The following is a 10926-nucleotide window of genomic DNA, read 5'->3' on the forward strand; positions in this document are numbered from 1 at the left end:
AAACTTAAAAAAAGTTCACTGCTGCACCGGAATTTCAATCACAAACTCCGCCCCTTCGCCCGGTGCCGAAATGCAGATCAGCTTCCCACCGTGTTTCTCAACTACAATCTGATAACTGATACTCAACCCCAAACCCGTGCCTTTACCCACACCTTTTGTAGTAAAGAAAGGGTCAAATACCCGCGATCGCACTTCCTCAGTCATACCGGGGCCGTTGTTAGCAATAGAAATTCTCACCCAGTTTTTGTCGCATACCTCAGTCCGAATCAGAATCTTTCGCTCAAATCTTGGAGATAAAGGATTTTCGAGGCTAGCAGTTATTTCCTCCAGCCCCACTCTTAACTCTACTGCATCGATCGCATTGCTCAAAATATTCATAAACACCTGATTTAACCCAGAAGCATAACAATTTACATTCGGCAGTTGACCGTACTCTTTAACTACCTCAATGCCATGTCCGAGTGGATCCTTTTTCAACCTGTGCTGCAAAATTAGCAGAGTCGAATCAATCCCGGAGTGAATATCCACTGGTTTCATCTCGGCTTCATCAAGCCGTGAGAAATTCCGCAGCGACAGCACAATATTGCGAACGCGATCGACCCCAACCTGCATAGATTGCAGGATTTTCGGTAAATCGTCTTGAATAAAAGCGAGTTCAATATCTTCTGTTGTAGCAACAATCTCAGGAGTAGGATTCGGGTAAGACTCCTGGTAAAGCTTAATCAATCCCAGCAAATCCGAGCTATATTCGCTAGCGTGCATGACATTGCCATAGATGAAATTAATCGGATTATTAATTTCGTGTGCAACCCCCGCCACCAACAGCCCCAAAGAAGACATTTTTTCAGTTTGAATTAGTTGAGTCTGCGTCGAGCGTAATTCGGACAAAGTAACTTCCAATTGTGTCGCTTTTTCTCTCAATTGCCCCTCCGACAGTCGCAAAGCATCCTCCGCTAACTTGCGATCCGTAATGTCCTGTATTGTCCCAAATAACTTAATCACCTTACCGCCATCAAAAATAGCTTGCGCCTTAACATAAATATATCTGACATCTCCATCAGGGCGCAAAATTCTAATCTCATAGTCGCGAGGATTTCCTAACAGACTAATCTCCTCTACTCGCTCTAACCACAACTGTACGTCATCTGGATGAATTTGCTTCCTGTGTTCTAAAAGAGTGGGTTCTGGTAGTTCAGGGTCAAGACCAAAAATTCGGAATACTTCCTGAGACCAAGTTAATTTATCCCCCTCCAAATCAAATTCCCAGTTGCCGAGGTGCGCCAGTTTTTGAGCTTCTTGCAGCTTAGCTTCTTTAGTCTTTAATTCCTGCGTGCGCTCTTCAACTCTCACCTCCAGCGTCCGCGAATAATCCTCCAACTGTTCCTTAGCCTCCGACAAATTAGCAACAAGTACCGCATTTTCTAGAGAGATAGCCGCTTGGGAAGAAAGAATTTTCAAAACCTCCAACCTAGTTCGAGAAAATGCTTCAGTAGTTAAATTATTTTCTACATAAAGGATGCCTACGAGTTTGCTTTGATTCAGAATAGGAGTACAAAGCGCAGATTTCACTTGCTGCCTTTTAATATAGGGGTCATCTGTAAATAGACCTTCCCTAGCAGCCTGACTTAAAACTACATCAGAGTGCGTTTTTTCCACATAATTAATCACCGTTATAGGCAAAACCTCTGCAGGAGATACTCTAGGGCATTGCTCAACTGCAACATCCGAAGACTCCACCGCTGCCGCTGCTTTAATCAGCAATTTTCCTTCCTTGGGCATCAGGAGAAAACCTTTTTGCGCCCCAGCATTCTCAATCACCATTTTCATTAACTTTTCTAACAACTTATCCAGCACAATTTCGCTAGCTAGCGCTTGAGACGCTTTCACAACAGTTGTCAAATCTAATAAACTGCTGTGACTGCTGAGCGTGGTATAATTAGTGCTACTAATAGTTCGAGCGCCACTAGATTTGATCCCCGATGCAGGGGGTAAAGACATCGGATACTCTGACTCCAAATGTTTGACCTTGGCGGTTGCTCCCCAGTGAATATAGCCGTAGTAAGCATCTCTCAGATAACTCTGAGCCATTTTGTTTCGACCCTTAGCCCAATAAAATTCTGCCGCCAGTTCATTTGCTAGCGCTGCTTCGTGGATGTATTCATTCTTCGAGGCTCCTTTCACCGCTCGATCGTAATACAGAGCAGCTTTTTCATCTTGTCCCAATACTCGCGCTTTCTCTGCCTCTACTAAGTCATATTTGTGCTGATAATTTTCCGGAGAGTTCAAAGCCCAATGCTTCATTTTTTTCTGAAGCGAAGCAACTTTTTTTAAATGTTTTTTCTGTTCAATTTTTGAAGCTGCAGGATACAAAGCTAAGAGTGCTAGGGAATAGTAAAAATTGTGCATGGGAACATACATCATGGCCCTCACAGCCTCCGAATAATTTGATGCTGTCACGGCATATTCAGCAGACTTAGCATAATCTTTAAATAGATAACTTAGCCATGATTTATAAAAATATACTACAAATATTACCAAATTATTTTGACTCTCCCTTAATGCTGGCAGCCTCGTTTCTTCATTAAATCTCTCGCCAACTAACAGACAAGGATTAGCTGTTTTACATTGCAAATTTAAGACAACTTGCGCCCCAACTCTGGCTTGATCAAGCATAAATGCACTCTTATAATTCACCAACATTTGAATATATTGACTCTGCTTAATCTCCACAGACTCCAGAGGTTCGCCACTCAAAAATATATAATTGCTGTAAAAACTAGCACAATAACAAGCATTGCTGACATCTCCCGTTTCTAGTCCACTCTGAATACCCTCAAGTAAACCGATAAGACTTTCCCTGACCGGCTCAGACCAGTGACGGATAAAACCATTAAAATTTAGCGAGATTTGACAATTGTGCAAGTTGGTCTGAAATCTCTCTAAAAGTGCCTGAGCTAGTTGAGCGTATCGGTATCCAGAATCCATATCATCTAATACTGCACAGTGAATCAGCCCGTAACTTACATACCCGTGACTAGACAGTGGCGCATTCCCGTACTTAAGAGAAAGAGTAACCATTTTAAATGCGATCAGTGGGTACATATCGGGTGCTACTACAAAAGTAGCCGGAGTCATATTTGTTAAGAGTCGCAGCGCCGCAATTTTATTAGCATCAGTCATTGGTGGCAACTCAGCTAAATCCTCAATCCGTTTGTTTCCCACAGCTAATTTTGTCCGTATTAGCCACATGAAAATATTTAATTTATTGGGTTTTTGAGGAAGAGGGACTCCCAGCATTTTCAAAGCTTTTAGAGCTATATCTATCGAAGATTGGGCTTGATTTTGATTGAAGTAGAAAACAACTTTTAGCTCATAAACCTTGACTTTTTCTAGCAAATTTTGGGCGCGGGCTATAATAACCTCTGATAGCTGGAACGCTCGCTTAAAATCGGTATTTATATAGGACAATTCCAGCGCTTCGGTATGGAGTTCAATGATTAAATCATAGTGACTCTGCCAAGCTCTATCGGGTAGAAGTTCTAGACCTACATTAAAATATTTGAGCGCTGCTTCATAGGCGGCAGAACTCTTAGCTTTCTTACCAGCTATAAGATTAAAGTTAGCTAGTTCATCTCGCTTTTCTTGATTTGTGAGGAATTCCACCCCCATATTGAGTTGGTTGACAATATCAAAGATATTTTCTGCTATCTCCGATGGCGGGGTTGAATTCAGCAGCAGGAAGCCGATTTTTAAGTGGGTTTGTTTTTTCTGGGAGTCAGGGATGAGAGAATAGGCGGCTTGCTGTACGCGATCATGCAAAAACCTGTAAGATATTGGGTGTTGAGGGCGACTCCCAACTCCCTTCCCTTGCCCTCGCCGCTGGGAGCCTATTTCCTCAACGAGGGGGATTTTGTAAGCATCGCTCATTGGCAGAACTAAACCAGCTTGAAGCGCATCCCATAAATCAAGCGCTGTTTCTGAGTCTGTTTTTTCCCTAACAACTGCCAAATTGTCTAAATTAAAATGGTTGCCCATACAAGCAGCTAATTTTAATACTTGCTGCGTCTCCTCCGGCAGTTGTTGAAGATTCCGAGCAACTAATTCAACGACACTATAATCTGCAATGCCAGCGGCTTCAATTTTCGTGATGTTCCACTGCCACGCACCAGATGTGAAATTAAATTCTAACAGCTTTTCTGAGTGCATGGTTAAAAGCAGTTGAGTTAGAAAAAATGGATTTCCGCCAGTTTTATTAAAAATCAACTCTACCAGAGAATGTAAATTTTTGGTTTCATTACCCAAAGTATCGCGCACTAGCTGCGTGACACTACTAAACTCTAAACATGGGAGAATAATGTGATGCACCGCAGCACCAGTCTGTTGAATTTTTTCTACAGTTTGAACCAAGGGATGAGTCGAATTGACTTCGTTATCTCGATAGGCTCCTATCACTAAAAAATATCTGGTATCCAAGTCTGTTACCAGTTCCTGAATCAATTTTAAGGAAGCTAAATCTGCCCACTGCAAATCATCCAAAAAGAGAACTAGGGGGTGTTCGGATTGGGCAAACACATTCAAGAATTCTTTAAACAATCGATTAAAGCGATTTTGAAATTCTGTCGGTTCCAATTGTGGAACAGCAGGCTGCGAACCAATTATTAGTTCGACAGAAGGCACAACATCAATAATAATTCCACCGTTTTGACCTAGCCGCGATAAGAGCTTTTCTTTCCAAATTACCAACTCGTCTGAGCTTGTTGTTAATAACTGCTGCATTAATGATTCAAACGCTTGAGTTATTGCAGCATAAGGAATATCCCGCTTAAATTGGTCAAACTTGCCAGCAATAAAATAACCCCGCTGCCTGACAATTGGTTTGTGAATTTCACTGACAACTGAGGTTTTACCGATGCCTGAGTAACCGCTTACCAGCACCATCTCTGTTTTCCCAAAGCTGACTCGCTCGAATGATGCCATCAAATCAGCGACTTCTTGTGTGCGACCGTAGAGTTTTTGCGGAATCAAAAATTGACCTGATTTATCAAGGGTTCCCGGAATGAAATTTTCTATTTTGCCCCTAGTTTGAAGCTGAGTTAGACAATTTTCTAGGTCGGCTTTTACTCCAAAGGCGCTTTGATATCGGTCTTCCGCATTTTTAGCTAATAGTTTCATGACAATGGATGAAACTATCTGCGGGACTTGATTGTTTCGCTGATGGGGAGAAACTGGTATAACCGCAATGTGGCTGTGAATTAATTCTAGGGTGTCGGTGGAGTTAAAGGGCAACTCTCCTGTCAGCATTTCATAAAAGGTGATGCCAAGAGAGTACAAGTCAGTTCGGTAGTCAAGGTCGCGGTTCATTCTCCCAGTTTGCTCTGGGGATATATAGGCTAGAGTGCCTTCTAGCACAGTGGTATTGCTATTTTGGTGAACCTCTCTCGATAGGCGGGTCGCTATGCTAAAATCTGTAATTTTTAGTTGTTCAAAATCGGGTGTAATGATAATATTTGAGGGTTTAATATCTTTATGAATAATCTGGTTTTGATGCAATTCTCCGAGAGTTTGAGCCACTTGAATAGCCAGCGGCAAGAACTTCTGAAGTTTCATACTTTTACCCGCGAGATGGTGGCTGAGAGATTTACCGCCGCAATCTTCTAATATCAGAGCGAAACTATTTTTATATTTTTCTAAGCTAGAGGGTTTGATAATGCCTTTGATTTTGAGATTTGAGCTAATTTTGTATTCATGTCTCAAGCAGGTAATTTGTTCTATTGTGGGATACTCGCTCGGGAGTGTTTTAATGATGACTGACGCTCGATCGGATTCCCTGACTGCGCGATAAATGATGGACTTCACACCAAGTTGAACAACTTCTGTGATTTTGTAACCGGGAAGTGTATTCATTGCTTTTATTCTATTACGAAGTGTTAGATAGCTAAAATCGCGCTTGATGTTGACAAGGGCACGAGCCTGCTGTACATAAGTATTTTTGGTAAAAACTATAATTTTTTATACCTTCAGGTATAGTTAATTACTCGTAGATTTTGTAGATGCGGGATGTCTAAAGGTTGAGAGCGTCTAGATGGGCGGACAGCAGAACCTCTGATTTGAACTGCGACGTAATCCTGTACGGTCTGGCACCTGACCGAGTAGATTGCCATAGTGTAACAAATTCTGTGATGTTGAGGGCACCCATGAGCGACAAATCCTTATTAATTAAAGGTTTAGCTCGATGTTTGAGCCTTGTCACCAAGAACGAATGGGACCCCCGGGGCTTGAAAACGCAGGTTTAGGTGATCGAGAACACAATTCAATATCACGTGGATCATAAATAAGTATGATTCACATCATAGTAAACCTGTGATCAAATTGCTAGCATATTTTCATTAATCAGGTGCATCACAATGGAAGAATTTCTAGCATTGATTGAAAAGAAGAAGCAAGAATTTGCTAAATCTGGGCTATTTGAGTTTATGCGAGACCAAAGTATAGACCCAAGACAACGCCTAGCTTTTGCTCCCTGCATTGCTCCTTTGGTAATGAGTTTTGCTGAATGTAACAAGTATGTCTTCCGAGAAGAGCCAACCAACGATCCTATTCAGGAACTAGTTAATAAGCACAGTTATGAAGAGGATAATCACTGGTTGTGGTTTCTGGAAGATTTAGAAACACTGGGTATTAACAAATCGTTGAAGTTCAGCGATGCTTTGAATTTTGTTTGGAGCGAAGAAACAAGAGCTTCGCGGTTGGTATCACATCAAATTTTGCGATACGCTTATGGAGCCAGTCCGATCATTAAGTTACTAATCATTGAAGTCCTAGAAGCAACGGGGAATGTGTTTTTCTCAATGGCACAACCAATTGCAGAAGAACTGGCAACAATTACTCAAAAGGAGCTTATTTATTTTGGCCACTTTCATTGGGAGGTGGAAAATAACCACAGTAAGGATTTACCTCAGCAGAGGCGATGGAGCGAAACAATACAACTGACTATTAAGCTCCGTCGAGAGGCTTTTGAGGTAGTTGAGAAGTTGTTTGAAGTTTTCACGGAACTGATGGATGAACTTCTGGTTTATGCAAAAACGCATAGCTTTGAGCAACCTTTTGCCAAACCCCGCGAGATTTGGCAACATTTAAAAGCTGGGTAGCTTGCCAGATGTAATAGTTTTCAATTTTGAGAACCAGACAAATCTTAGAATGAGCTCAAATTCATTACTTAGTAAGGAGACTCATCATGTCATAATTTAACGGCAATTCAACTGTAATCAATGAGCTAGAACCGACAAGGATTCACACTTGGACAGAGAATCTGGAGATTGCTCACACTTGGACAGAGAATCTGAATATTGCTCATACTTGGACAGAGAATCTGGATCTTGCTCATACTTGGACAGAGAATTTGGAGATTTCCCACAGTTCTCACATACCTGAAGAGGATAAACTAACAGTCGGATAAAACGTTTTACAGTCAAAATTCAGCCTCGCTCATTCCGAGGCTGAATAATTACTCGATCGCGGGAGAGTGCCTTTCATCAGACATCCCTTCATGTTGTGATTGGCTATTGGGGATTAAGCTTTGACTATCCATCTTTAATTTAGGTCAGGTACATTCCAAGTCTTTCTACGGTCCGAGTAGCGATCGCAACTTTCGGGAAATATGGTTGGCCGCGATCGCGCGATGTTTCGTCAGTGTCCAAATTCAGCATCTACTACCTTTATTTGATATGAGCGATTACGACGTTGTTATTGTCGGCGGCGGCCCCGCTGGGACCACTGCGGGCACTCTGATCAAGAAATACAATCCCAATCTCAGCGTGCTAATCGTAGAGAAAGAAAAATTCCCTCGCGATCACGTTGGGGAAAGTCAATTGCCTCAAATTAGTGATGTGCTTCAGGAAATGGGATGCTGGGATAAAGTAGAAGCAGCCGACTTCCCAATTAAAATCGGTGCAACCTATCGCTGGGGAACAGATCCAAATCCTTGGGATTTTAATTTCATTAAGCCTGAACAGTTTAAAGATGAACAGCGTCCTGCTAAATTCGAGGGACACAGACGGCAAACTGCTTTCCAAGTCGATCGAGCAAAATATGACGAAATTTTGCTGCGCCACGCCCAAGAAATGGGGTGCTTAGTCAGAGAAGAAACGGCGGTGGTTAAGGTAGATGTGGTGGGCGATCGCATTACGGCCCTGCACTTGCGATCGCAAGAACAAATAACCGCCCGCTACTACATCGACGCCTCCGGGCACATCGGCGTACTGCGGCGAATTTTAGGCATCAAGACACACTGCCCGACGCGGTTGCAAAACATTGCTATCTGGGACTACTGGACAAACGCTGAATGGGCCGATGAAATTGGCATTGGCGGCACCCGCGTACAGGTGATGAGTTTGAGTCATGGGTGGATCTGGTTCATTCCCTTAGGCCCAACTCGCACCAGTATCGGCTTCATTTGTCCTGCGGAACATTATAAGCTGCTGAAAAAGCGACCAGAGGAAATCTATGCCGAAGCCCTCAATAGCGAACCCCGCATCAGCAAGTTAATCGCCCATGCTACCAGTACGGGAAAGATTGAGACTACAAAAGATTGGTCATTTTTGGCCGATAAAACAGTAGGAGAAAATTGGTTTTTGGTGGGTGAAGCTGCGGGTTTTGCTGACCCGATTTTAGCGGCGGGCATGACTTTAGCTCATACCGGCGCTCGTGAATTGGCTTACACGATTTTGGCATTAGAGCAGCAGAAACACGACGGCAACTGGCTTAAATCTCAATACGACCACAATCAGCGCAGCCGAGTTAAAAAGCACATTCGGTTCGCCGATTACTGGTACGCTGCTAACGGTCAATTCACTGATTTACAAGAACATTCAAGGGAAATTGCGCGGGATTCGGGGTTGAATTTAAGCCCGGAAAAAGCTTTTCAGTGGTTGGCTCAAGGGGGATTTACCAATGATATTTTGGGTCAAGCTGTGATTGCTGGATTTGATTTGGGTTCTATGAAACAGGTGATGCAGCGCTTCTCGCAGCAGGAGGTTCCTTGGCTACTTTCGGCGTACAATGTGTTTCAGTTAGACCTAGGGTCGGCTGATGTTGAGTTTGTAGCTGTTTATAATGCTGGTGAAATTAACAGGATCAAGTGTTATGTTAAGAACGGTCAGCGGTTGCCTGTTACAGGTTTCTATGGTTTGCTGATTGACATTTTGAGCCGCACTGAGTACATCGAACAAATTTATCGGCAGTTGGTGCTGGTGTTTAGGGAGCGTTTTTCTGTGCAACACGCTCGAGTAGCTCTTCATCAAGCCCTTGGTTGTTTGGAGGTGATGGTGAGTTCTGGTATTGTCAAGGCGATACTGAACCCGGAGTTGTCTAAGTTGAATATTTCCATACCTATGGAAGGTGAGTTAATTCACACTCACAGGGATGCGAATTAAGGGGCTACAAGAAAGCTTGACCCCAAAGCATCTCAAATCTTAAAAACAAAAAGTCTGAAGCTGGAAAATTCCAACTTCAGACTTTTACTAACTCCCCGGGTAGGATTTGAACCTACGACCAATCGGTTACACTTATCCCAACGTTTCCGAAGGGGGCGGACTATTTCATCATCCCTACAAATCATGTTTGTGATCTGTCGTCGGATGTCAGGCGCTATGAGATTTATTGGTTAGGCTCCTCATCTCTAGTCTCTGCACCTTTCCGGCTACTTGCGATCGCAACCGCTGCCTTTCGCCAGACTTGGCTCAAGATTGCCGCCACCCGAAGTGCTGCGGTTTCCTTGAATTCACCCGATTTTTCAGTACCCGTTACCGGATAGAGCTGCTATGTCACTAGGGCTTTTGGTTGATGCCAAAGGCTTGCATTCATTACAGCCGACCGCTCTGCCACTGAGCTACCGAGGATTGGGGGTTTTTGTTACCCACATTTACTAACAATAGCTGAACTTACTCGATTTGGCAAGGCCTTTGATAAACTTTTTTTGTCATACCGCCGCCGGGTTTGTGCAGCTAATGCAGCCCCATTCTCAACTTGGCGAGGCGCTTCTGGGATTCTGGATCGAGGGAACTGGCGAGAAAGCGACTGGAATTGTGTTTGCGGGATTTGTGCTGGCGCTCGCTGCGGCGGGCGGTGGCTTCTACGTCAGCCGCTAGTTGTTCGGCGGACATCCATTCGGCACCGTAGCCGACTACGGTCAATTGTTGCGCTCGGTCTGAGGTGGCGACAATCATGCGGCCTTTGCCTTTGACCGATCGCAACTCGTAGCGCAAACTAGCACAAGATTTTTCAATATAAGTATCTGCTGTCTGACCGAAGTCAGTGTAGTGCACGGATAAATTTTTAGTAATAATTTCTTTAACGCTGGGAGTATCTCGATAGTGCGCGTCAAACACTAGCCGAGCCTCAAAATCTTGAACAGCGCTGTAGTTAACTAAAACCTCTATTAACTCGCGGCGAGCTGTTTCGAGTTCGTCGCGATCGCGCTTCTCTCGGAGTCGAGGCCAAAGTCCAATTATGTTATAGCCGTCTACAAGTAAAACTGCTTGCGATACATAGGTTGACATGGTTCAAGGCTGAATAGCTCCAGCACATATAGGACATTATTTGCATTGTTCATCAAAGCTTTTGTTGCATTTTATTACAGATTGATGTGTAATTGCTAGGTTCGATCGCGGCAGCACTTGATCGCGCGGAGTCAGAAACCCGGTTTCTGCGTGGAGATATCGCCGCCGGCACGCCCGGATTTTTCGGAGAAACCGGGTGCGAGCAAGGCAGTACGCAAGATAATGGGGGCGTGCGACGTGAAGTCGTACATTAGGCGCATCTGCGCTGAATAACTGGAGAGCCGCCTCTCCCGGAGAACTCTCTCTCTCTGTCCCCACATAAAAGAGTGTCACACTCCGCCTACAACAGCAGTAAGTAATGAACCTGTTG

4 protein-coding genes are annotated in these 10926 nt (G+C 43.7%); 2 read left to right on the forward strand and 2 right to left on the reverse strand.

Features of this window, described 5'->3' with window-relative positions; genetic code table 11:
• Positions 1-15 precede the first annotated feature (15 nt).
• Positions 16-5904, reverse strand: coding sequence for an ATP-binding sensor histidine kinase (locus ACUVJL_RS32790; protein ID WP_445249651.1), 5889 nt, complete (start codon positions 5902-5904; stop codon positions 16-18).
• Between the two features lie 500 nt (positions 5905-6404).
• Here ACUVJL_RS32790 and ACUVJL_RS32795 point away from each other — a divergent pair, with 500 nt between their 5' ends.
• Positions 6405-7148 (forward strand): hypothetical protein, encoded by a 744-nt coding sequence (locus tag ACUVJL_RS32795; RefSeq protein WP_445249652.1) that lies wholly within the window; start codon positions 6405-6407, stop codon positions 7146-7148.
• Positions 7149-7724: 576 nt separating this feature from the next.
• Positions 7725-9431: an NAD(P)/FAD-dependent oxidoreductase gene (locus ACUVJL_RS32800; RefSeq protein WP_445249653.1), complete on the forward strand. Its 1707-nt coding sequence runs from the start codon at positions 7725-7727 to the stop codon at positions 9429-9431.
• A gap of 570 nt (positions 9432-10001) precedes the next feature.
• Here the strand turns inward: ACUVJL_RS32800 and ACUVJL_RS32805 are convergent.
• Entirely contained in the window at positions 10002-10556 is a 555-nt protein-coding gene (locus tag ACUVJL_RS32805) for an NYN domain-containing protein (protein WP_445249654.1), read from the reverse strand.
• Positions 10557-10926 lie beyond the last annotated feature (370 nt).

The organism is Microcoleus sp. OTE_8_concoct_300, assembly GCF_031383065.1.
Taxonomy (GTDB): Bacteria; Cyanobacteriota; Cyanobacteriia; order Cyanobacteriales; family Microcoleaceae; genus Microcoleus.

Bases quoted from the DNA above. Each gene is read 5' to 3' on its own strand.
- ACUVJL_RS32790 (WP_445249651.1), bottom strand. From the start codon at position 5,904: ATGAATACACTTCCCGGTTACAAAATCACAGAAGTTGTTCAACTTGGT.
- ACUVJL_RS32795 (WP_445249652.1), top strand. From the start codon at position 6,405: ATGGAAGAATTTCTAGCATTGATTGAAAAGAAGAAGCAAGAATTTGCT.
- ACUVJL_RS32800 (WP_445249653.1), top strand. From the start codon at position 7,725: ATGAGCGATTACGACGTTGTTATTGTCGGCGGCGGCCCCGCTGGGACC.
- ACUVJL_RS32805 (WP_445249654.1), bottom strand. From the start codon at position 10,556: ATGTCAACCTATGTATCGCAAGCAGTTTTACTTGTAGACGGCTATAAC.